At 69.3% G+C, this 22,315-nt stretch carries 18 protein-coding genes and 2 pseudogenes; 6 read left to right on the forward strand and 14 right to left on the reverse strand.

All coding sequences use genetic code 11. The annotated features are described in order from the left end of the window. The first annotated feature begins 54 nt into the window (after positions 1 to 54). Complete coding sequence (locus ACIRP2_RS21205; protein WP_404252421.1) at positions 55 to 1,041, forward strand: 3-hydroxyacyl-CoA dehydrogenase NAD-binding domain-containing protein; 987 nt, start codon at positions 55 to 57, stop codon at positions 1,039 to 1,041. Between the two features lie 23 nt (positions 1,042 to 1,064). Next, positions 1,065 to 1,955, forward strand: a complete 891-nt coding sequence (locus ACIRP2_RS21210) for a 3-hydroxyacyl-CoA dehydrogenase (RefSeq protein WP_404252423.1) — start codon at positions 1,065 to 1,067, stop codon at positions 1,953 to 1,955. 101 nt (positions 1,956 to 2,056) lie between these two features. Here the strand turns inward: ACIRP2_RS21210 and ACIRP2_RS21215 are convergent, their stop codons facing one another. The 5 genes from ACIRP2_RS21215 to ACIRP2_RS21235 form a co-directional block, all read right to left on the reverse strand. Further along, entirely contained in the window at positions 2,057 to 2,563 is a 507-nt protein-coding gene (locus ACIRP2_RS21215; RefSeq protein WP_404252425.1) for a DUF302 domain-containing protein, read from the reverse strand. Continuing rightward, positions 2,560 to 3,318 (reverse strand): hypothetical protein, encoded by a 759-nt coding sequence (locus ACIRP2_RS21220; RefSeq protein ID WP_404252427.1) that lies wholly within the window; start codon positions 3,316 to 3,318, stop codon positions 2,560 to 2,562. Before ACIRP2_RS21220 ends, ACIRP2_RS21215 begins: the two co-directional genes overlap by 4 nt. 69 nt (positions 3,319 to 3,387) lie before the next feature. After that, positions 3,388 to 4,392 (reverse strand): zinc-binding dehydrogenase, encoded by a 1,005-nt coding sequence (locus ACIRP2_RS21225; RefSeq protein WP_404252429.1) that lies wholly within the window; start codon positions 4,390 to 4,392, stop codon positions 3,388 to 3,390. Positions 4,393 to 4,713: 321 nt separating this feature from the next. Continuing rightward, positions 4,714 to 5,643 (reverse strand): NAD(P)H-binding protein, encoded by a 930-nt coding sequence (locus tag ACIRP2_RS21230; protein ID WP_404252431.1) that lies wholly within the window; start codon positions 5,641 to 5,643, stop codon positions 4,714 to 4,716. Between the two features lie 194 nt (positions 5,644 to 5,837). Further along, a complete protein-coding gene (locus tag ACIRP2_RS21235; protein ID WP_404252433.1) occupies positions 5,838 to 6,737 on the reverse strand; it encodes an MBL fold metallo-hydrolase in 900 nt (299 codons plus the stop codon). 469 nt (positions 6,738 to 7,206) lie between these two features. Between ACIRP2_RS21235 and ACIRP2_RS21240 the strand changes: the two genes are divergently transcribed. Continuing rightward, on the forward strand, positions 7,207 to 7,833 hold the full coding sequence (locus tag ACIRP2_RS21240; protein ID WP_404252435.1) for an isochorismatase family protein: 627 nt from the start codon (positions 7,207 to 7,209) through the stop codon (positions 7,831 to 7,833). Positions 7,834 to 8,382: 549 nt separating this feature from the next. Here the strand turns inward: ACIRP2_RS21240 and ACIRP2_RS21245 are convergent. After that, positions 8,383 to 9,840 (reverse strand): dihydrolipoyl dehydrogenase family protein, encoded by a 1,458-nt coding sequence (locus ACIRP2_RS21245; protein ID WP_404252437.1) that lies wholly within the window; start codon positions 9,838 to 9,840, stop codon positions 8,383 to 8,385. 386 nt (positions 9,841 to 10,226) lie between these two features. On the opposite strand from ACIRP2_RS21245, the pseudogene ACIRP2_RS21250 reads away from it, so the two are divergent. The 3 genes and pseudogenes from ACIRP2_RS21250 (at position 10,227) to ACIRP2_RS21260 (ending at position 12,971) form a co-directional block, all read left to right on the forward strand. Continuing rightward, positions 10,227 to 11,193 (forward strand): annotated as a pseudogene (locus ACIRP2_RS21250) (SDR family NAD(P)-dependent oxidoreductase). A gap of 224 nt (positions 11,194 to 11,417) precedes the next feature. Then, the gene (locus ACIRP2_RS21255; protein WP_404252439.1) at positions 11,418 to 11,918 is read left to right on the forward strand and encodes a Dps family protein; all 501 of its coding nucleotides are present in this window, start codon (positions 11,418 to 11,420) and stop codon (positions 11,916 to 11,918) included. 282 nt (positions 11,919 to 12,200) lie between these two features. Then, entirely contained in the window at positions 12,201 to 12,971 is a 771-nt protein-coding gene (locus tag ACIRP2_RS21260; RefSeq protein WP_404252441.1) for an SDR family NAD(P)-dependent oxidoreductase, read from the forward strand. Positions 12,972 to 13,237: 266 nt separating this feature from the next. Here ACIRP2_RS21260 and ACIRP2_RS21265 read toward each other — a convergent pair whose 3' ends face one another. The 8 genes and pseudogenes from ACIRP2_RS21265 to ACIRP2_RS21300 form a co-directional block, all read right to left on the reverse strand. Continuing rightward, positions 13,238 to 14,734 (reverse strand): multicopper oxidase family protein, encoded by a 1,497-nt coding sequence (locus ACIRP2_RS21265; RefSeq protein ID WP_404252443.1) that lies wholly within the window; start codon positions 14,732 to 14,734, stop codon positions 13,238 to 13,240. A 536-nt stretch (positions 14,735 to 15,270) separates the two neighbouring features. Then, positions 15,271 to 15,387 (reverse strand): annotated as a pseudogene (locus ACIRP2_RS21270) (short-chain dehydrogenase); the annotation flags it as partial. Positions 15,388 to 15,577: 190 nt separating this feature from the next. Further along, complete coding sequence (locus ACIRP2_RS21275) at positions 15,578 to 16,498, reverse strand: NADP-dependent oxidoreductase (RefSeq protein WP_404252445.1); 921 nt, start codon at positions 16,496 to 16,498, stop codon at positions 15,578 to 15,580. A 345-nt stretch (positions 16,499 to 16,843) separates the two neighbouring features. Further along, entirely contained in the window at positions 16,844 to 17,206 is a 363-nt protein-coding gene (locus tag ACIRP2_RS21280; protein ID WP_404252447.1) for a nitrile hydratase accessory protein, read from the reverse strand. Beyond that, entirely contained in the window at positions 17,203 to 17,760 is a 558-nt protein-coding gene (nthA, locus tag ACIRP2_RS21285) for a nitrile hydratase subunit alpha (RefSeq protein ID WP_404252895.1), read from the reverse strand. Before nthA ends, ACIRP2_RS21280 begins: the two co-directional genes overlap by 4 nt. Continuing rightward, positions 17,715 to 18,485 (reverse strand): nitrile hydratase subunit beta, encoded by a 771-nt coding sequence (gene nthB / locus ACIRP2_RS21290; protein WP_404252449.1) that lies wholly within the window; start codon positions 18,483 to 18,485, stop codon positions 17,715 to 17,717. Before nthB ends, nthA begins: the two co-directional genes overlap by 46 nt. A 479-nt stretch (positions 18,486 to 18,964) precedes the next feature. Next, positions 18,965 to 20,449 carry a class II fumarate hydratase gene (fumC, locus tag ACIRP2_RS21295; protein WP_404252451.1) on the reverse strand — a complete coding sequence of 495 codons (1,485 nt, stop codon included), beginning with the start codon at positions 20,447 to 20,449 and terminating at the stop codon, positions 18,965 to 18,967. Beyond that, a complete protein-coding gene (locus ACIRP2_RS21300; protein ID WP_404252453.1) occupies positions 20,446 to 22,122 on the reverse strand; it encodes an NAD-dependent malic enzyme in 1,677 nt (558 codons plus the stop codon). Before ACIRP2_RS21300 ends, fumC begins: the two co-directional genes overlap by 4 nt. Between the last annotated feature and the right edge of the window lie 193 nt (positions 22,123 to 22,315).

Consider the following 22,315-nt stretch of genomic DNA (forward strand, 5'->3'; position numbering starts at 1 on the left):
GGCCGCCTCCCTCCCCCACCACCCATGTCCGACTCCCCGGAGCAGTGACCAGTCATGAATGCACACAGACCCGTCCATCGCGTGGCGATCGTCGGCACCGGCACCATCGGTGCGAGTTGGGCGACGCACTATCTCACCCGAGGCTTCGATGTCACGGCCACCGACCCTGCCCCCACCGCGGAGGCGGCCCTCCGGTCGTTCGTGGAGGCAGCATGGGACGCGGCCGCCTCGATCGGTCTCGCGCCCGATGCCTCGCCCGATCGGCTGAGCTTCACCACGGACCTGCGTCAGGCCGTCGCCGACGCCGATTTCGTACAGGAGAACGCGCCGGAGCGCCCGGAGCTCAAGGTCCGGCTGTTCGCCGACATCGACGACGCCACGCCCCCGGACGCGATCATCGCGTCGAGTTCGTCGGGCATCACGATGAGCGTCATCCAAACGGAGTGTCGACGTCCCGAGCGGACCGTCATCGGTCATCCGTTCAATCCGCCGCACATCGTCCCACTGGTCGAGGTCGTCGGCGGGACGAGGACCGCCCCGGAGACGATCAGGGCCGCCATGTCGTTCTACGCGGCTGTCGGCAAGAAGCCGATTCACCTCAAGAAGGAGCTCCCCGGGCACGTCGCCAACCGTATCCAGGCCGCGCTGTACCGCGAGGTCGTCCACCTGGTCCAGGAGGGGGTGCTCGATGTGGCGGACTCCGACGACGCGGTGTCCTGGGGGCCGGGGCTCAGATGGGGCGTGATGGGCCCTCATCTCTTGTGGCATCTCGGCGGAGGAGAGGGAGGCATCCGACACTTCATGGAGACCCTCATGCCTCGGATGGTGGCCTCCTGGCAGGAACTGGGCACCCCCGAGTTCACGCCCGAGCTCGCGGAGAAGATCGTCGACGGCGTCCTGGAGGAGGCACATGGCCACTCGGTCGACGAACTGGCCGCTCGGCGCGACGCGATGCTCTCGGTCCTGCTGGCCGTGCGCGCCGAGCACGAGCCGTCCGGCCCGAGCGACGGGGCCGGTCGCCCCGTGAGGGAGCAACCGTGACGCGGCGCCGGGAAAGACTGTTCGTGCTCGAGGCCAGCAGCGGCGGTCGCCTGTTCTCCGTGAACCCCGACGGCTCCGACAAGAAGGTCGTCGTCACCGGGTGCAGAGTCCCCGACGGGGTCGCCGTCGACGCTGCGGCCGGACACATCTACTGGACGAACATGGGGACCCCGCCGGAGAACGACGGCTCGATCGAACGCGTGGACCTGGACGGAGGCAACCGGGCGACGATCGTCCCCGTCGGCATCACGTACACGCCGAAGCAACTCCACTTCGAGGCTGTCGGCCGGAAGCTGTACTGGGGTGACCGCGAGGGCATGCGCGTGATGCGCTGCGACCTCGACGGCTCGAATGTCGAGACACTCGTGCAGACCGGACAGGGAGGGGAGGACCGCCGCGACGAGCGCAGGTGGTGCGTGGGAGTCGCCGTCGACCCCGTCGGCGGACACCTCTACTGGACGCAGAAGGGCCCGAGCGACGCAGGACACGGGAAGATCCTGCGGGCGGGAATCGATCTGCCCGCAGGGGCGAGAGCGGCCGAACGACGCGACGTCGAGACGCTGTTCGAGGGGCTGCCGGAGCCGATCGATCTGGAGCTCGACCTCACGGAGCGCATGCTGTACTGGACGGATCGCGGGGACCCGCCGCGCGGCAACAGCGTGAACCGCTCACCTCTCGACCCACCGGACGGCCGGCGCACGCCCGAGATTCTGCTGACCCATCTGATGGAAGGCATCGGCCTCGCCCTCGATCCGGACGGCGGCCTCATGTACGTGACCGACCTGGCCGGGAACGTCTACGCGGCTGATCTCGACGGATCGAACCGGAGGGAGATCCTCGTCCTGCAGGGCAACCTCACCGGCATCGCCCGTGCCGTGCTGCCGCCGACCGGAACCGGGCGTCGAGATGACTGAGTCCGATGTCTTCGGCGGTCGTGGCGGGTGCGGCGAACCGGCGCGCTGGTGCGATCCCGTCGTCCCGGCCGTACCGTACGATCGTCCGCCGCCAAGTGGAGTCACAGTTGGGGAGGTGCGTCGCCGCCGAGGAGGGTGATCAACTGGGCCAGCAGGGCGTCGAGTTCACGGCCGACATCGGCGATCCGCGGGTTGCCGTAGCCGGCGAACAGGAGGCTGGGCTGTTCAACGGCGAGTTTCGTGTCGCCGTCGGGGTCCGCGTAGAGCAGGGTCCGAAGCGGCGCGTGCAGCATGACCGAAGGGTCGTGGCGGAACATGCGTTCGGCGATGGTGTGGTTGCCCATCAGGTACTGCGTGGCCTTCCAGAGGGATGGTGATCCCGCCATGACGGCGGTGATGTCGCTGCGGAAGTAGCGCATGAACCCGTGCGGGGCATTGATCTCGGCGAGCTCGAGCGTTGCCTGCCAAGAGGCCATCTGGAAGAAGCGGCCGAGATCGACCTCGGGGACGAGGGTTTCGTAGCGTTGGCGGGCCGCGTCGTAGGGGCACGGGAGCGCCACGACGAGTCGCCGGGCGGGGTGGTCGATGACGGCGGTGTCCTTGGTCATGGCTGTGCCTGTTCGTCGCCGGAGTGAACAAGTTCCACATCGTGGATGTCGAGCGTGATGGAGGGGAGGTTGAGGTTGACGCTGTTGTCGGGATTGCGACGGAAGACTCGTCGGCGCGTGGCCACGAGCAGGCCGTCGAAGCTCTTGTGGCGGCTCGTGTAGTGGCCGACGAGTGTGCTGCCGTTCACTTCGGCGATGTAGTCCATGCGGCGTTGCATTCCGAGGGCGTCGAAGTAGAACACTTGGTCGGGGTTGTGCGTGACGATCTCGGGTGGGAATCGCACGTGCAGGCGTCGCCAGGTCTGCCCGGCCTCGCGCCACGGTTCGATCTCCCGGACCCGCACGTCCGGATGGGTGAAGAGGAACGGGGTGGTGAAGTAGTTCCAGCACGCGTAGCCCGGGAAGTAACCGAGATGTGGAGCGTCCCAGGCGCTGTTGCGGAGCATTCCCTTGAAGCCGGCGCGTGCGGGGGCGAGGGTCTCGACCGGTTCGCCGTCGAGGGTCTGCATGGTGACGCTGTCGGCGGCGGCGTCGAAGACCATCCGCCGGTCGGGGCGGGTGAACGGGGTGAACACGATGTGCTCTCTGATCGTGTCGAGCGTCAGGATCTGGTCGAACGTCATGTCCGGCGGCCAGCCCTTCGTCGCCCAGATCGGGCCGCCGATGGAGATGTCGACGTTGAGGCCATGCAGGGCGTGCCAGAACTCTTGGCCGCCGGCGGCGGCGATTGCCAGATCGAGGAGTTCGTCACTCATGGGGCAAGTGCTTTCCGTCGCCATGAGAAGGGTGGTCACCGAATCGACCACCAGGTCTTTCGGCGACCATCAGGGGCGGACGAGGACGAGGCCGACCTTTCCGGGCCGTACCGCGTGCTCCACGGCGTCGGCCAACTCGCCGAGGCCGTACGTGGCGGCCACCTCGAACTGATCCTTGAGCTCCAGCGCGATCTGCTTCGCGGTGGCGACGTCGGACGCCCGCCTCTCCGCGGAGGCCTCGGCCGGCCACCGGCCGATGTTCTTGCCCCGCAGCGTCAACGATTTGTCGAGCAGTGTCGACGCGTGCACCGAGATCGCCTCTTCGGCAATCTGCCCGTACTCCACCAGTTTCCCGCCCGGCGCCAACAGGTCCAGAAGGCTCTCTGCCGACTTCCCGCCGATCGGGTCCAGGGCAACACTGACCGGGCGACCGCCGGCCGCCTTGCGGACCTCGTCGGCCCAGTCCGGATGCTCTGTCGACACGACCGGCACGTCGGGGAACCGCTTGTGCAGCTCGGCAGCCCCGCGGTCGCTGCGGACGACGTTGACCAGCGCCAGGTTGTGAAACCGACACACGCCGGTCACCAGCCGCCCGACCGACGAGCCCGCGGCGGTCTGCACCACAAGACCGTCATATCCGAAGGCCAGGTGTTCCTGTGCCTCGCGGCGCAGCATCACCGTGGTGAGCGGGTTCGCGAGCATCTGCGCGGCGACCTCGTCCGACAACTCGTCCGGTACTGCGACGACCGTCCCGGCATCCGCCACGATCCACTGGGACCACGCCCCCGGCTGGGGGAAGACCGTTACACGGCCACCGACCTCGACCCCCGGGGCCGAGCGTGTTCCGCTGCCGATCGCCTCCACCACTCCGGTGGCCTCCAGGCCTGCCGGAACCGGCTGTGCAGCCGTCCCGGGGTAGGCCTCGACGGCTTGGAGATCACCGGGGTGCACCGAGAAGGCCGTGGTGCGGATGAGGACCTGGCCTTGCTCGGGCGCTGCCGGCTCCGGCTCCTCGACCACGGTCAGGACGTCGGCAGGCAGCCCTCCACGGGTGTGGACGACACGACGGTTCATGATTCTTCTCCAGCGCGCTGGTACGTGTGGGTCTCGGCCCGGGCATCGACCGACGCCTCGCGGCCCCCGTCGCACTCCCCCGAGTGCACTGCGGAACAAGGTTTTCGTAGTGCACGCGGCCCGCGTCGTACGGACGGTCCTCGCCGTCGGTTCGTGGTGGTTGCCAGGTCGAACAGTGCGTCACTCACGGGCCCGGGTCCTTTCGGGGGCGGTGTCGGCGTGAGAGCTCGATCCGACGGCCGGCTCCTTGCACGGCGGCCGATCGGCGCCTTCGACGGTCAGCCCGCAACACGCTCGACGACGAACGACGAGAAGGTGGCTTCAGGGGTTGAACAGGCCGGGGTTGTCGCGGACGTAGTCGGCCACTCCCGAAGGAGGCCGTCCGATGACCTGCTCGACCCCGTCCGCCTTGCGGTCGTACCGGTTCTCCGCGTGAAGGCGAGCCATCGTGGAGATGTGTTGGAAGACGTGGTCGGGCAGCCCCAACGGCCTGAGATCGTTGTCGATCCATTCCTGCAGGGGGACGTCGGTGTAATCGACCTGTCGGCCCAGGACTGCGGAGACCTCCGCCGCCATGGTGGCGATGTCCTCCGAGCGCGGGCCGGTCAGCTCATAGATCCGGCCGACGTGCGGGGCAGGATCGGCCAGGATCTCCTCCACGACCGCGGCGACGTCCCCGGCCGCCACGGGGGAGGTTCTCGCCCGGCCGAAGGGCAGTCTGATGCTTCCGTTCTTCGCGATCGAGGAAAAGCCCACACGGAACAGCGGGTTCTCCATGAACACGGTGGGCCTGACCTGGACGACGGGCAGGCCCGACCAGCCGAGGACCTGCTCCACCAGCCACTGCTGACGGTGCTGCACGGACTCGGAGGTGCTGGTGAGGTGCACCTCGGAGACAGTCAGCTGCGACATGTTCACGAACACTTCCAGGGACCCGTACGCACGAGCGACGGCCGCCACCGTCACGGCGGCCTCCAGGTACTGCGCCGACACGCCCATGCCGAAGTACATGCGTCCACAACCGGCCAGGGCGTCCTCGACGTCGCCCGCGCGCGTCAGGTCTCCGACGACGGTCTCGGCGCCCGTCGCGCGCAGCGCCTCCGCCCGCTCGTCGTCGCGGCGCACCATGGCCCGGACGGGCAGGCCGCGACGCCGAAGGCCTTCGACCACGGAGCGCCCGACGGCGCCGACACGGCCCGCCGCGCCTGTCACCAGAATCGGAAGCACGCTGGTTTCCGGGGTGCGGTCCATAGGGGCAGCTTGTGGTGCGTTCGAGCAGGGCGCAACTGGGGCCCGCCGAACGGTAGGCGCTGCGACAACGGTCGGCCCCTGTGGCGGAATCGGCATACTCAGCCGGCCGACCAAGCGCTCAGAGCCTCAGATGACGGTCCCGCCCTGCGACGTGCGCTGCAGCGCCTGTCGTCGCGGCCGTCTGCGGCCTGCACTCACTTCCATGCCGCCCACTCCCGCACCGCGAACCGGTTGCCGACACGACGCACTTGTGCTGCGCCGGGGCCGGGGAAGTGCGCGGGGAACAGCAGGGCGCCCCGGTCCGCGGCCTCCCCCAGCACACGGCGCCGACTTTCCCGCGCGCGAGGTTCGTCCTCGTCGAAGCACGGGCAGTCGTCCGGCTCCGCGATCTGCAGTGGGCTGTGCAGAAGGTCCCCGGCGAACACCGCCCGCTCCGTGCCCGACCGCAGCCATACGACGGAGGAGCCGGGCGTATGGCCGGGAGCCGGCTCGATACGGATCTGGGCATCGATGTCGTGGTGGTCGCCCTCCCACAGCACGGTCTGACCGGCCTGGTGCACGGGGGCGACGCTGTCCTCGAAGACGTTGGCCATCCGTGGGCCGGAGCGGGTCCGGTGTCCGTTGGCCGGATTCCAGTAGTCGAAGTCGGCGCGCGAGATGACGTACCGGGCGTGCGGGAAGGTCGGCCGCCACTCTCCGTCGTCCGCCAGGCGGGTGTTCCAGCCGACGTGGTCGCCGTGGACATGGGTGCAGATCACCGTGTCGACGTCCTGCGGGCGGACGCCTGCAGCGGCCAGCTCACCGAGGTAGTGGGTCTTCAGCCGGTGGAACGACGGCATGGCGGGGCGCTCCCGGGCGTTGCCGATACCGGTGTCGATCAGGATGGTCCGGCCCTCGCTGCGGACCAGCCAGGTCTGGATCATCATGTGGATCTCGTCGGCGGCCGGGTCCAGGAAGGTGGGGGCGAGCCAGTTCTCGTGTGCCTGCCAGTGCTCGACGGGCACGTCGGGGAAGACGTAGTCGCGGGCGCGGCCCCTGGCCGGCAGCTCCACCACACGGGTGATCTCCGCGTTTCCCAGCACGATGGTGTCCATTCCCCCAGCCTGCGGGCCGAACGACGCAGCCGCTATCGGTCGCACGACCACACCTCGGAGGGAGCGGGTTGCGGAGCGATGCGGCCGGGGGCTGAGTACCGCACCGGTACGAGTCGGACGGTGACCCCGGCGGGGCGGCGGAACGGGAGCTCACGCGAACTGCGCGACCTGCGGTGAACACGACGAAAGCACCCCGGCGACCAACCCCGTCCGGCACATACTGGAACGAACGGCCTCACCGAGGTGCTGCATCGCGGGCATCACTCCAGCACGGCACTCCAGCCGTCGGCCACCGTGCTGCATGTCCGGCGAGCCGGCGATTTCGGTCTCCCGCCGGATGGGCTCGGACATCGTCACCTCACCGCGGGCGATGTCGCTTCCGGCGCCTGTGCTCGGGGCCGAGGCACAGCTTCAAAGTCACTAGACTTGACCGACAAAGCTGTGGCTCAACCCTCTGAAGGAGCGGAACATGAGCGAGCACAGCCGTTTTCTGGAGCCGATCACCCGCGAGAACGTCGCCGTGGTGCTTGTGGACCACCAGGTGGGCCTGTTGTCCGGCGTCCGGGACATCCCGCTCGGCGAGCTGAAGCACAACGTGGTGGCGCTGGCGCGCGGGGCGACCGTGTTGGGCATTCCACTGGTCGTCACCACCACCGCGGCCGGCAGCATGTGGGGGCCGACCGCCGCCGAGCTGGTCCAGGCACTGCCTGCCCGGCAGCAGATCATCGACCGCAGCACGGTCAATGCCTGGCACGACGACCGGGTCCGCGAAGCCATCGAGGCCACCGGTCGGCAGAAGCTGGTCTTCGCCGGGGTGTCGCTCGAAGTGTGCGCGGCACTGCCCGCGATCTCCGCAACGGCCGCCGGCTACGACGCCTACGTCGCCGTGGACGCCTCCGGCACCTTCAGCCAGGCCAAGCGCGAGGCCGGACTGCTGCGCATGCAGCAGGCGGGCGTCATCGTCAGCGACTACGCCACCCTCATGGTCGAGGCCCTGGCCGACAACGCCGCCCCCGACGCCGGCGCCCTCTACGCCGCCCTCGACATGCCGTTCGCCGTCCTGGTCGGCCAGATCTCCGCGGCCTGCCTTGCCTGAGGGCTGTCCCGTGATCCCTGGTGGATCAGCGTGCGGCGTCGGATGCGGTGCATCGCGAGCCGGAGGGACGCCCGCGCACTGGATGCATGTGGACGTTCCGACGACACGGCGAGGTGCCGTGGCCGTCGTCGCGCGCCCGCCAGGGAACACCGGACAACCTTTGGTGCTGCGGCCGGAAAGGTCCGCCGGGAAGCTCGCGGCGTCCGATGCGGTGTGTCGCGAGGCACGGAATCGCCTTCGTGCCGGACGCACTCGGGTGATGCGCCGACGCCGCGTGATCCCGTGCCGGGCGTCGCGAGCCGGTGAACCTTTCCAGGAGCGGCACCGACGGCCCCGCCGACCGACCGTTCGCCCACCGCGACGCCCCCGGGCGCCCGTCCGAACCGCAACGCGCCGGCGACCTGAGACGGCGCATGCGTAGTCGCACGTCTCCAGGGTGCCGCTGCCGCTCGGCGTGAGCAGCCACGCCGCCCCTCTCTCTTTCGACCTGCCGGAGCGGCAACCGTGTTCCTCGGCGACCGCGCTCCGAGGCGGACCCCACACGTCCGCTCAGGTGCGGTCGCCGTGACAGGCAGCAAGAAGGAAGAGCCAGATCTCACTGACGGTCGGGAAGCAGGCGATCGCGTGCCTGAGCCGCTTGAGCGGGACCTCGCCGACGACCGCGACGGTCGCCGAGTGCAGGAGTTCGCTGGTCCCCGGTCCGACGAAAGTCACCCCGAGCAGCACTTCCCTGTCGAGGTCGACCACCATCCGCGCGTGGCCCTGATAGTCGTCGGCGTAGAGATCGGCGCCCTGGGCGGCGTCGAAGTCGAGGTCGACGACCTTGATGCGATGGCCGGCCCGGGCCGCCTGTTCGGCGGTCAGACCCACGGCGGCCGCCTCGGGGTCGGTGAAGAAGACCTGGGGCACGGCGCACTGATCGGCGGTGGTGGCGTGGTCTCCCCACGCGCCGTCGTCCAAGGGCAGGCCGGCGGCGCGGGCGCCGATGGCGTCACCGGCCGTCCGCGCCTGGTACTTGCCCTGATGGGTGAGCAGAGCGCGGTGGTTGACGTCGCCGACGGCGTACAGCCAGGCGCCGTCGACCCCGCGGACCAGGCACGTGGTGTCCACCTCCAGCCACGCGCCGGGGGTGAGACCGACCGAGTCCAGGCCGATGTCGTCGGTGCCGGGGGTCCGGCCGGTGGCGACCATCACCTCGTCGGTCAGGAGTTCGCTGCCGTCGTCGAGGGTGAGGGTGACGGGGCCGGTCGGGTCCGGGCGGCGCAGAGCGGTGACCTGGGTGCCGGTCCGCACATCCACGCCCGCCTCGGTGAGGCTGCGTGCGACGAACTCGCCCGCGAAGGGTTCCATGCGAGGGATCAGACCGCGTCGGGCAAGCAGGACGACTTGGGAGCCCAGGCCCTGCCACAGGGTTGCCATCTCGACACCGACCCCGCCGCCTCCGACGATGGCGAGCCGGGCGGGCACGGTACTGGAATCGGTGCCCTGCCGGTTCGTCCAGGGCCGGGCCTCCCGGAGGCCCGGAATGTCGGGCAGCAACGGTCGGCTGCCGGTGGCGACGGCCACCGCGTGCCGGGCGGTGAGGGTGAGGCGTGCGCCGTCGTCCCTGGTGACCGTGGCGCGTCGGGGGCCGTCGATGCGGCCGTGGCCGCGGAAGAGATCGGCACCGATGGACTTCACCCACTCGGCCTGTCCGCTGTCGTCCCAGTCGCTGACGTAGTGATCACGGCGGGCGAAGACTCGGTCGATGTCGATCCTGCCGGTGACGGCCTGCCGGGCACCGTCCACCCGGCGGGCATCGGCGACCGCGATGACCGGCCGCAGCAAGGCCTTGCTGGGGACGCAAGCCCAGTAGGAGCATTCGCCGCCGACCAGCTCACGCTCCACGACAGCCACCGTCAGGCCGGCTGCGCGGGCGCGGTCGGCGACGTTCTGGCCGACCGGGCCCGCGCCCAGCACGACCACGTCGTAAGCACTGTCTTCCTGTTTCTCGCGTGCTTCGCTCATTGCTCCCTCGCGTCCGATCGGGGCTGACAAAACCACACACCCGGCTCATATAACCGCGCGTCGCGCGCACGACGTCATACCTTGGCCGTGGGAGTCACCGACAGCGGCTGTCCGTGCCTCCTTGCGGCCGCAGGCACACCGCCCGCCGCCAGTGCCGCTCCCGGAATGGTTCACCGGCTCGCGACTCCCGGCACGGGGCCTCTCGGCGTCGGCGCATCGCCCGAGTGCGTCCGACACAAAGGCGATACCGTGCCTCGCGACACACCGCACCGGACGCCGCGAGCTTCCCGGCAACCCATTCCGGCCGCAGAACCGGACGGCGCCTCCCACGAAGACCACGACCCTTCGGGACGCCGCTGGACTCATGGCGGCACCGACGATCGCCGATGACGAGAACGGAATCCCATGCCGGCAGGCGCACTTCCCCCCGTTGTGCCGGCTCGCGGACGGACCGGCGTGGCGGCGGACGCGACGCCGCAGATCTGCGCGAGGCGCAGTCGGTGCGGCAGCCGGCGCGGCGGGCCATGGGCCTGGGCGGCGGGCGGGTCGACATCCTGGTGAACAACGCGGGCATCTACCCGTTCGGACCCACAGAGAACTCAGCAGAGAGCGAGGTCGACACCGTCTACGCGCTGAATGTGAAGGCACCGTTCCGCCTGGTGGCGGAACTCGCGCCGCCGATGGCCGAGGGCGGCGGCGATCGTCAACGTGAGCACGGTCGTCGCCGCGTACGGGGCAGCGGGAATGGCCCTGTACGGGTCGAGCAAGGCCGCCGTGGAGCTCCTGACCAAGGCGTGGGCCGCGGAGTACGGCCCACGCGGGGTACGGGTCGACGCCGTACGCTCCGGTCCGGCGCGCACGGAGGGAACGGCCGGTATGGGCGAGGAGGGCCTCGCCGCCCTGGCCGCCCGAGCGCCCGCAGGCCGACCGGCCGAGCCTGAGGCGATCGCCTACCTGGCCAGCGACGCGGCGAGCTTCGTCCACGGCGCCGTGCTGCCCGTGGACGGCGGCCGCACAGCCGTCCGACCCGAACGGCCTGCCGGCGCCTCCGGCCGCCTGCCACCGGCTGCGGCGTCCGGCAGACCGGTCCCCTGGGAGATCACCGTCCACCGTGGTCCACCAGGAGGGCCGGGCCGTCCCGGCGCGCGATCCATCGCGTCGACGTCGTCCTGCAACGAGGTGAGCGGCACGATGCCCACAGGCCGACCGCCCGGAGCCGCGCGATCGCCTTCGACCAGGAGGAGTCGTCCGTATGGGCACCGTGGACGAGGGCCACGCGGCTCAGCGGAGAACGGCTACGCGGGGCTGCCGTACTCCCCGCCTGCACAGCCCCCCTGTCGATCCCGGTCATGAGTCGTGAACTCCGGCGCGAACGAGCGGGCGAGGGCGGGACTCTTCTCCTTCTGCTCCCCACGGTGGACATCCTTCCGGGTCTCACACCCCTGATCCCGCATGGCCGCCCGAGCGGATCAGGCCCAGTGGCGGCAGAGAGGGACCTACGTAGGCTCGATCGTGTAGCAGAACGGGCTTCCTGATCCCAGGGGCTGCCGTGCGGTGCTTTCACAAGGAGACACGCCATGTCCGCTTCCCCTGCGGGATCCCGACGTCCGGAGAACGCCGGCGCCGGATTCACGGCCTCCCCGCAACTGGCCCGCGCGTTGCAACAGATCGTGGTGGACCTCGTCGAACTCCACCTCCAGGGGAAACAGGCCCACTGGAACGTGATCGGCCACAACTTCCGGGACCTGCACCTTCAACTCGATCAAATCGTCGACGAAGCACGGGAGTCGGCCGACGTCGTCGCCGAACGCATGCGCGCCCTCAGCGCGATTCCGGACGGCCGCTCCGACACGGTGGCCGCGAACACCACTCTCCCCGCATTCCCGGAAGGAGAGCTCAGCGTCAGCACCGTCGTCGATCTCATCACCGCACGCCTGCACGCCACCGTCGACACGGTACGCACCCACCACGACCAGGTCGACAACGAGGACCCCGCCACGGCCGACCTGCTCCACACCATCATCGACTCCCTCGAGAAGCACGCCTGGATGGTCAGCGCCGAGAACCGATCCCTCTGATGACACCGTTCCACGCCCCTGGAAGCAGGTCGGGGAAGTACGGGGCATCAGCAGCATCCGGTCCCGCTCGGCAGGTCCTTGCCGACGTGGACCAGTGCCATGGCCTCCTGCGAGTCGGGGCACACGGATGAACTCACCGACTCGGACGCCGCGTGCACGCGGAGATCGGCATCGCAACGATCCAGGGCGGGTCCGGTTCCTCTGGTGTGTGGCCGAACAGGTCACGGTCTTCCCACGTCCTGACGTCTCTCACGCCTGCGGGCCCTACAGAAGGACCACGTCATGCCTGCTCCTGTCGTCCTCATCACCGGGGCGCTCACCGGGATCGGCCGCGCAACCGCCGTCGCCTACGCCCACGACGGCGCGGACGTGGTGGTCAGCGGGCGCCATCAGGACGAAGGCGACGCGCTCGCCGAGGAGCTCAAGAGCGGCGGTGGCCGGGCCCTGTTCGTGAAGACCGACGTACGCCGAGACGCCGAGGTCCGCAACCTGGTCGACCGCGCGGTGGAACACTTCGGGCGGCTCGACGTCGCCTTCAACAACGCCGGTACCGAAGGCAGGCTCACCCCGATCACCGAGGTGACGGACGAGCTCTACGAGGGCACCTTCGACACCAACGTCAAGGGCACCCTCCTCAGCTTGAAGCACGAGTTCCGAGCGATGAGGGCGCAGGACGGTGGCGGCAGCATCGTCAACGTCAGCTCCACGTACGGCCTGATGGGCTTCCCCGACTACACCCTCTATGCGGGCAGCAAGCATGCCGTCGTCGGCATCACCAAGGCCGCGGCCCTGGAGGGCGCCAAGTACGGCATCCGCGTCAACGCGGTGGCACCCGGCTACACACGGACAGCGATGTACGAGCGCGCCACCGGAAGCGACGCCGTACGCGATGCCGTCAACTCCGTACTTCCGATGGGCCGTCCGGGCACCCCCGAGGAGATCGCGGCGGCCGTGCAGTACCTGGGGTCGGACAAAGCCGGCTACATCACCGGCCAGACACTCGCACTCGACGGCGGCCTGATGTCCGGCTGGCCCCTGTTCCGCGCCTCCTGACTTCCGCACAGCCGACGTCCAAGGTCGGCATGCAGTGCTGTTCGCATCTCTCTGGTCGTCATGCGAGAACTTGGCGCACACGGTGCCAGGATTCTGCGCGAAGCCACCGAGTGGACCACCGCCGTCGACACGGCCTGAGTGATTCGCCCGAACATGAGGTCGGTCCGCCAGCCCTCACCCGGCTCCACGTCGGCGCCGACGCGGAACCACCGCGTGATGTCGCGGGCCACGGCGGCCGAGGCTCATGCGGTGTAGGCCACCAGCGGTCACTTGCCGGGCGTCTTCTGATGGCCTGTGTCGGGCGGGACGATGTCGAGGACGGCCATCATGCCCATGTCCTCGTGGTTGAGGATGTGACAGTGCAGAACAGTCCTGCCGGTGAATTTCGTGAAGTGGACGCGGATGACGACAAAGCCGCGCCGGGGCACGTTCACCGTGTCGTACACGCTGTGGGAGGAGTCCTCAGCCTTCCCGTTGGTGCTCATCAGCTGGAAGTGGTCGGTGTGCAGGTGGAAGCTGTGGTCCTCGTCGGAGTCGTTGCGGACGGTCCACTCCTCGACGGTGCCGAGGGTGGAGGTGAAGTCGGTCCGTTTCGCGTCGAACGTCCGGCCGTTGATGTAGAAGACCGTGCCCGCCGTGTTCTCCGTGTAGACCATCGTCTTGCGGGCCGCGATCTTCGCGTCACTCAAGTCCTCCTGCGGGGCGAAGCGGCTCGGGATCGTCGCCCGGGGCATGGGCGTGCCGTGGGTGACGACGGTCGCGAGGTCGGCCTGGGGGAACTGGTTGCCTGCCGGGCCCGTGTTGTACGGCAGTGTCTCCAGTCGGGTGGTCCCAGGAGTGCCGCCCTGGACCAGGACATCGAAGCGTGCGGCGGCCGGAATGAGCAGCGTGTCCTCGGCGTGGATCCTGCGCACCGGAACGCCGTCCTGGGCGATCACATGGAAGCGGGTGCCCGGCAGATGCAGCTTGTAGTAGATGTTGGCGCCGATGTTGGCCAGCCTCCACAGCTGGGTCTCGCCCGGCCGGATGTGGATCACGGGGCTGTGCTGACCGTTGACGGTGCGGTTGGTGGGCGCACCGATGCTCAGCGGACTGGTTTTGATCGCGTCGCCCTCGACCTGGAAGTCCTTGAGCGCGATGGTGTGCTCAGTGATGTGGCGCAACGACGGCGGCAGATGCCGTTCCAGGCCCTCGACCACGATGATGCCCGACTCGCCACCGGCGACCTGGGCGGCAGAGAGCATGTCGGCGTGCGAGTGATACCAGTAGGTGCCGGTGGGGTGATCGCGCGGGAGCTGGTAGGCGTAGTGGTACGACTGCCCGTACTTGATGGAGATGAAGATGTCGTCGGCGGGCGCGCGTGGCGAGACCATGAGTCCGTGCGTGTGCAGATTGGTGTACTTGTCGGTCTTGTTCGTCATGGTCAGGTCGATGCGGTCGCCCGGCCGCACACGCAACGTGGGGGGCATGTATGCACCGTTGTAGGTGGTCGCGTACAGCCGGCGGTCGCCGACCGGGACCTTGTGCCGCTCCACGACAATGGTCGCCTTGAGCACGCCGCCATGGCTGACGAGTTCCGTCGGGTCCTGGAGCAGAGGGCCGGCGCCCCCCGAGACGGGGCGGCCGCTCTCCGCGGCGGGCGTGTACGCGGCGCGGTAGAACTTCTCCAGCACGTGCCCCACGCCGCCGGGCAGTCCGGCCACGATGAGCGCCAGGCCAATTGCCGTCATGGTCAGCGGGAAGCGGATGATGGGCCGGGTCACGTCTCTCCCCAGGGAGGCCTAGCGGCCACGCGGGCGACCCGCCCGGCCGGGAACGAGTGTCCAGAATTCATACGGTCCGTGACCGGATCGTATGCATGACAGAGGCTCCGGCGCCCTCGGCCGCACCCGAACGGGGGCGCTGTCCACTCGAATGAGCCCGCGGAGATCGCCGGTCCTGGACGAGGGTTTCCAACCTTCTGCGGAGGCCGCGTGCTGGAGGGCGAGGTGGGCCTCGAGATGTCGGTTCTGGCGAATCTCCTTCGTCCCCCCGCGATGGGCGGGAAGCCGCCGGTGCCGCAGTACCCCGGACTCCGCGAGCCCTGCGCAAAGGCGGAGCGCCTCTTCCTGCACGTACCTCTGGACTTCCCCCGCTCCCGATATGCACGCACGCGTACGCGTGTGAGGAGGACCCGCCGAGCCGAGGAGGACGTGGCATGCGAAGCGGAGCACGGACGGGTCTCACCCCTTGTGTCGCGGGGTGACGTCCCGACATGGCCGAAGAGCGGCCGGTGAGGGGTTACCCGGTGTGATGGCTGGGACCAGGCGATCTCGCCGTGCCGGTCGACGAAGCGTCCGGAGCCGGCGCCGGGCCTCTCGGTGGCGAGGCCGACGATCGCATCCGTGCCCTCGGTGACGGTCTGCGGGCCGCTGTGGTAGCCCTTCAACGGTCGGGGACTTGGTGCCCAGGTCGCTTCCGGCCTCCGCAGCGTCCTTGAGGACGGCCGGTCGGCCCCGTGGCGTGGGCGGGGTGGCCCGGGGTCGAGCAGGCCGTGGCCGCGGTCGGCATGGCGACGGCCGGCAAGCCACCGGCGATCCGCATTCCGATCACGATCGGTCTCCTGTTCAGTCTTGCGTGACGCGGATGACCGTCTTGCCCGGGATGCGCCTGCCGGGGGCGAACGCGGCGGGTGCCTCGGCGAGCGGCCGCACAGCACCGACGACCGGCTTGAGCCGGCCGTCCCTCAGCCGCGCGGCGAGATCGGTGAGCCGGACGCGGTCGGGTTCGACGACGAAGAACACTGCCCGACCGTCCTTGGGCCGGACCTTGGGCGGCGTGGCGATGGTGACGAGCGTGCCACCCGCCCGGACCAGGGCGGCCGAGCGGTCGAGGATGTCGCCGCCGATCACATCGAACACGACGTCGGCCTCGCCGGCGTCCTCCAACTTCTCCGTCTGCAGGTCCAGGAAAGTGTCGACGCCCAGGGCGAACGCCCTGTCCCGGTCGGCGGACCGACCGGTGCCGATGACGCGGGCACCGGCCTCGCGGGCGAGCTGTACCGCGATCGAGCCGACGCCGCCCGCCGCACCGTGGATCAGGACCGTCTGGCCGGTGGTGAGGCGGCCGTGGTCGAACAGGCCCTGCCAGGCGGTGAGCCCGGAGATCGGCAGTGCGGCGGCCAGGGTGTGGTCGATGTCCGCCGGCAACGGCGCGAGGTTGCGGGCCTCCACCGCGACATATTCGGCGAGCGAGCCGTTGCGGGTCCAGTCAGCCATGCCGAACACCCGCTGGCCGACGCTCAAGCCGGTGGTGCCGTACCCCAGCTCCACAACGACACCGGACAGCTCGTGCCCGGGCACGCTCGGCGTCCGGTCGCGGCCGGCGCGATCGGTCCACGTACCCGGCCAATCCAGCTCGCCGGGAGTGAAGCCTGCGGCGTGCACCCGCACGATGACGTCGTTCTCGGCGGCGTGGGGGTGGGGCATGTCCGTCAGGGACATCCCGGCAGGACCGGCGTCACGGTCTCGAACAACGATGGCTTGCATACGAGTCCTTATCGGGGAGGGGGACGAATCGAGCGCGCTGCCCACACACAAGGATCACAGCGGCTCGTCATCGGGGAGATGCAGCAGTTGTATGTATGCCGTCCCGCACGATCGATCTCACCTGCGCGCGTGCATTCTTTCGTCGTCCGTTCTGCGTTGCGTCCGGCACGATGGCGATCCTCCGTCCCGTGGGGCACCGAGCGGGCGCCACGAGCCTGCTCGCAAAGCCCTCCGGCCACAGCGCCGGCTCGCCGCCGACCTCGGCACGATCGACGGGCTGCGCGGGCACGGCGAGAACGTGCGGTGGCGGGTCACGTTGCGCTGTCGGGACGAGGACGCCGCGGATCAGAGTGCGTGCCGTTGGTCGCCATCGTGACGGTGGTCATGACCCTCGGGACGTTGCGCCAGGGCCTTCGTGCGTGCGGTGACCTCGTCCGCCGACACGGCACGAAGGTCGACGAGCACGTCCTCCAGGGCGCCCAGCCAGAGCAGATAGTAGTTGTACGGCTCCTCCCCCGCCGACGCGCTCTCCCAGGCGGCGATCCGGTCGATCAACGCGCCTTGGAATTGCGGCCAGGTGAACGCGCCGGCCTCGTACAAGCTGACGGCCATACCGAAGGCACGGCTCTCCCACGGCTCGGCGAACACCAACCCACCGTTGGAGCGGGGCGGTGCGGCCGGACCCTCGATGTCCGACGGCGCGTTCACGGGGCCCCGGCCTTCGCCACGCCCACCATCGCGTCCCTCGTCACCAGCGGCACGAGTTCTTCCTCGGACAGGTGATCGGTGCCGGCCGGACGTTCGGGCAGCACCAGCCAGCGCACCTCGCTGGTGGAGTCGCGGACGGTGATCCGCACGTCGTCGGAGAGCTCGAGTCCCATCTCGGCGAGCACCGTACGTGGCTCCCGGACGATCCGCGCACGGTAGGCGGGGTCCTTGTACCAGCTCGGCGGCAGGCCGAGCACCGGCCACGGGTAGCACGAGCACAGCGTGCAGACCACCACGTTGTGGGTGCTCGCGGTGTTCTCCACGACAACGATGTGCTCGCCCTGCTGCCCCGAGAAGCCCAGCTCCTTGATGGCGGCGGTACCGTCTGCCAGCAGCCGCCGCCGGTACTCGGGGTCGGTCCACGCCTTGGCGACGACCTTGGCTCCGTTGAGCGGTCCCACGCCGGTCTCGTAGGTGGTGATGATCCCGTTCATCGCCTTCGGATCGATCAGCCGGCGCTCGGTGAGCAGTTGCTCGAGCGCCTCGGTGCGCAGGGCTGCGGGAAGCCTCTCGCCCGGTGCTGTGGTGGTGGTCGTGCGGGTGTCTCCAGGTAGCTCTCGTACAGCTCTGCGGTGAGCGCGAAGGGTTCGGCGTCGGCGCCCCACAGCTCGCACGAGTCGAACCGTACCGAGTAGACGTGCTGCGGATTCTCGCCCAGGAAGTGCGCGTTGGTGTCCGGCAGCACCGCGGCGGGCTGGATGAGCTCGACAGTGCCGGCATGGCCCCGCACGTAGCCCGGCAGCCGGGTGTGTCCGGGCGGCGACATGTCCTTGGCACGCACACGCTCACCGACGGCGAAGACCGGGGAGTCGTCCACGCTGCGCAGCGCACCCTCGGCGGTCGGCGTGCGGTGGGGCCGGGCGGGCACCGGGATCGGCGGTTCCTCCACATGTTCACCGCGCAGGTTGCGGGCGCGGGCATCGACCGCGCCCGGCGCCAGGAAGGCGCTGTCGGTGAGCATCAGCTCCCCGGCGTTGAGCCAGCGCCCGTAGTAGCCGTCGTCCAGGTAGGCGGCTCGGTCCAGGCGCTCTTGCGCGTGCCGGAAGGCGTCCGTGTTGATGCCGCCGCACGCAAGGCGGCTGGAGAGGATCGCGAGCGCGAATGCCCTGCCCTGCCAGGGCTCCTCGAAAACAGGTTCATCGCGTCCCGGCGGATGAACGGGGCCCCATCCCGGGGTTCCCCCCATATCGGCAATGCCATCCATCACACGATCCCTCATATACCTGCAACAGTGGACATATTCGCTCGAATTTTAGGCGGCTGGCGTTCTCGGCGTCGCGGCATCAGCGGCATGTGAACCCACTCTCCGCTCTCTTTTCACCCCACCGCCGAGGGAACGCCGACTCCATGGACAGGCGCATACGAATCACCGCACCGACCCCGCCTCGATCGACAAGGCCGAAGGCCGGGACCGGCTCGACGAACCACGTGTACCGGGACAGCCGACCGCCGGCACAGGTACGACCCCGCAACCGCCCCCCGTCACCACCGCGCGCGGCCGAGCGGACATCTGGCGGGCTTCATCGATCGGTCTGGTCGATGCCTACCGACAGCTCGGATACGCCGTCGTCGCCACCTCGCGCTCGATCGCCCCGTCCGAAGACGCCGATGCCGTGACCGTTCAGGGCGACATCGCCGACCGACCCCGCAACCGCCGATCGCTGCTCGCCCAGGGCGGCGGCCGCATGGGGGTGTGTGCTACGTCCGGCCGACCATGGCGGCCGGTCTGACGATGCGGTCGAAGTCCTCGGCGCTTATGTAGCCGGACGCCAGCGCGGCCTCGCGCAGGGTGGTGTCCTCGTCGTCGGCCTTGTGGGCGATCGCGGAGGCCTTGTCATAGCCGATCACCGGTGAGAGGGCGGTGACCAGCATCAGGGACCGGTCGACGTAGTCGTCGATCCGGTCCCGGTTCAACTGGGCGCCCTCGATGCAGTACTCGCGCATCTTGGCGCAGGCGTCGGCGAGGATGGTCGCCGCGTGCAGGAAGTTGTTGATGACGACCGGGCGCATGGCATTGAGCTCGAAGTTTCCCTGCGTACCGGCGAAGGCGATGGCTTCGTCCTCGGACAGCACCTGGATGCAGACCATGACCATCGCCTCGCACTGGGTCGGGTTGACCTTGCCCGGCATGATCGACGAGCCGGGCTCGTTCGCCGGCAGGACGAGTTCGTCCAGGCCGCATCGGGGCCCCGACGCCAGCCAGCGGATGTCGTTGGCGATCTTCATCAGCGGCACGGCCAGGGCCCGCAGCCCGGCGGAGGCGCCGGTCATGGCGTCGAGGCTCCCCTGTGCGGCGAATTTGTTCTGTGCGGTGGTGAACGGGTAGCCGGTCGCGGTGGCGATCTCGGCTGCCACCCGCTCGCCGAATCCGGGTGGGGCGTTGAGACCCGTGCCCACCGCGGTACCGCCCATCGCAAGCTCGTACAGGTCCTCGGCGGCCCCGGTGACCCGGTCGACGGCTTGATGCAACTGGCGGGCGTAGCCGGACCATTCCTGTCCCACAGTGAGCGGGACGGCATCCTCCAGGTGCGTGCGGCCGATCTTCACCACGTCCTGCCATTGCTGCGCCTTGGCCTCGATGGCGTGCTGCAGCGCCCGGACGCTCGGCAGCAGGTGCTCGTGGATCTCCTTGACCGAGGCGATGTGCATGGCGGTGGGGAAGGTGTCGTTGGACGACTGCCCCATGTTGACGTGGTCGTTGGGATGGATCGGGGACTTGCTGCCCAGCTCGCCGCCGACCAGCTGGATGGCACGGTTGCCGATCACCTCGTTGGTGTTCATGTTGGACTGCGTGCCGGACCCCGTCTGCCACACGTACAGCGGGAAGTGATCGTCCAGCTTGCCGGCGATGACCTCGTCGGCCACCCGCTGGATCAGGTCGGCCTTCCAGGCCGGCAGCCGTCCGGCGCGCCCGTTGATGAGGGCGGCGGCCTTCTTGACGTGGCCGTAGGCGTGGTAGACCGCCTTGGGCATCCGGTCGTCCCCGATCGAGAAGTGGATCAGGGACCGTTGGGTCTGTGCGCCCCAGTAGCGGTCGGCGGGCACGTCGATGGCGCCCATGGAGTCGGTCTCCCGCCGGGTGCCGGTCGCGTGCAGGCCGATGGGGACGTCTCGGATCGTCGGAGCCACGTCCTGACCGTCCGGCCCGGTGGGCCGGCCGGCGGCGGTGTGTCGCATGTTCATGCCGTGGCTCCGTCGCTGTAGACCGGCTGCCACATGGCCTCCCGGACGGCCTCGCCGATGTCGACCGGCTTGGAGGTGGCCACGCCGTCGTCGAGCGCCGCCTTGACCACCGCGGTCGCGGTGATGGCGGAGGACTCCCGAAGGTCGTCCACGGGCGGCAGGAGGGAGGCGCCGGACCCCGATGGGTCGACCTGGTCCGCGACCGCCTGTGCGGCCGCGACCAGCATGCCCGGGGTCACCTGGGACGCCCCGGAGACGATCGTGCCCAGGCCCAGTCCCGGGTACAGCAGCGCGTTGTTGGCCTGCCCGATCTCGTAGGTCACGCCGTCGTACACCACGGGCGCGACCGGGATGCCCGTTGCGACGAGCGCCTTTCCCCTCGACCAGGTGATGACGTCGACGGGCATGGCCTCGATCCGGGAGGTGGGGTTGGAGATCGGAAGGATGATCGGCCGCTCGGTGCCCTCCGACATGGCCTCGACGACCTCGCGAGTGAACGCACCATGCACGGTGGAAGTACCCAGCAGGATCGTCGGCTTGGCGCGGCGTACTGCTTCCAGCAGCGGGATCGCCCCGCCGTCGTCCCTCGCCCAGTCCGCGACCTCGGCCGGATCGCGGGCGTAGGGGTGCTGGAAGTCGCGCAGGTCGGTCATGTCCTGGGTGAGCAGTCCCTGTTTGTCGACGAGCCATACCTGGGCGGTGGCCCGCTCCGGATCCGCGCCGTCGCGGATCATCGCGCCGTGCAACTGGTCGGCGATGCCCACCCCAGCGGTCCCGGCACCGAAGACGATCAGCTTCTGGTCTTGCATCCGCAGGCCGCTGACCTTGACGGCGGACAGCGCGGCGGCCAGCGTGATGGCTCCCGTGCCCTGCATGTCGTCATTGAAGATCCGGTAGCGGCCGCCGTACTGCTCCAGGATCCGGCGTGCGTTGCTGGGACCGAAGTCCTCGAAGTGCAGGAGCGCACCGGGGAACGTGGACGATGCCGTCTCCAGGTACTTCTCGATGAACTCGTCGTACTCCGCGCCGCGGACGCGGGGATGCCGGTTGCCCAGGTACAGCGGGTCCTCGAGCAGTGAGTCACGGTCCGTGCCCACGTCCAGCGACACGGGAACCACGCGATGCGGGTCGATGCCGGCGGCTGCCGTGTACACCGCGAGCTTGCCGACCGAGATCTGGATCCCTCCCACGCCCCAGTCGCCGATGCCCAGAATCTCCTCCGCGTCGGTACACACGATCAGGTCGACGTCCTCGGGGCCGAGTTGAAGCGTGGCGAACGCCTTTTCCATGTCGTCGGGCCGGTCGATGGACAGGAAGACGCCGCGCGGGCGCCGGTACTCGTGGGAGTACTTCTCAATCGCCTCGCCCACGGTGGGGTCGTAGACGATCGGCAGCATCTCGGCGAGGTGCTCGGCGAGTACCTTGAAGTACAGGGTTTCATTGCGGTCGTGCAACTGTTCCAGATAGATGTTCTTGGCCAGGTCGCTGCCCTGAGCCCGTATCTGCTGGTAGGCCCGCCTGCACTGCTCCTCGAGCGTCAGCACCGCTGACGGCAGGCGTCCCGCCAGGCCGAGGGCCTCCCGTTCCTCCTGCGTGAAGGCCACCCCACGATTGCGCAGAGGATCCACGAGGGCGCTGGGGGTTGCCGGGGGCCTCGCGTGGCTCTGGGTCATGAGAATCTCCCTGTGTGCGAGTGCCGTACGGGCTCCGGCCGGGGTGAAGCCGCGGGCCCGCTCGATGACCCGGCACAGGCAGGTCGAAGGATGCCGGGGACATCGCCATGCCTTGCCCGCCACGCGGTCGGCACCCACGGACATCGCCGCAACGGTCGACGAGCGTGCGACGTCGAGCGAAACCTGCTGAATG

Source organism: Streptomyces sp. NPDC101194 (assembly GCF_044767885.1).
GTDB lineage: Bacteria > Actinomycetota > Actinomycetes > Streptomycetales > Streptomycetaceae > Streptomyces.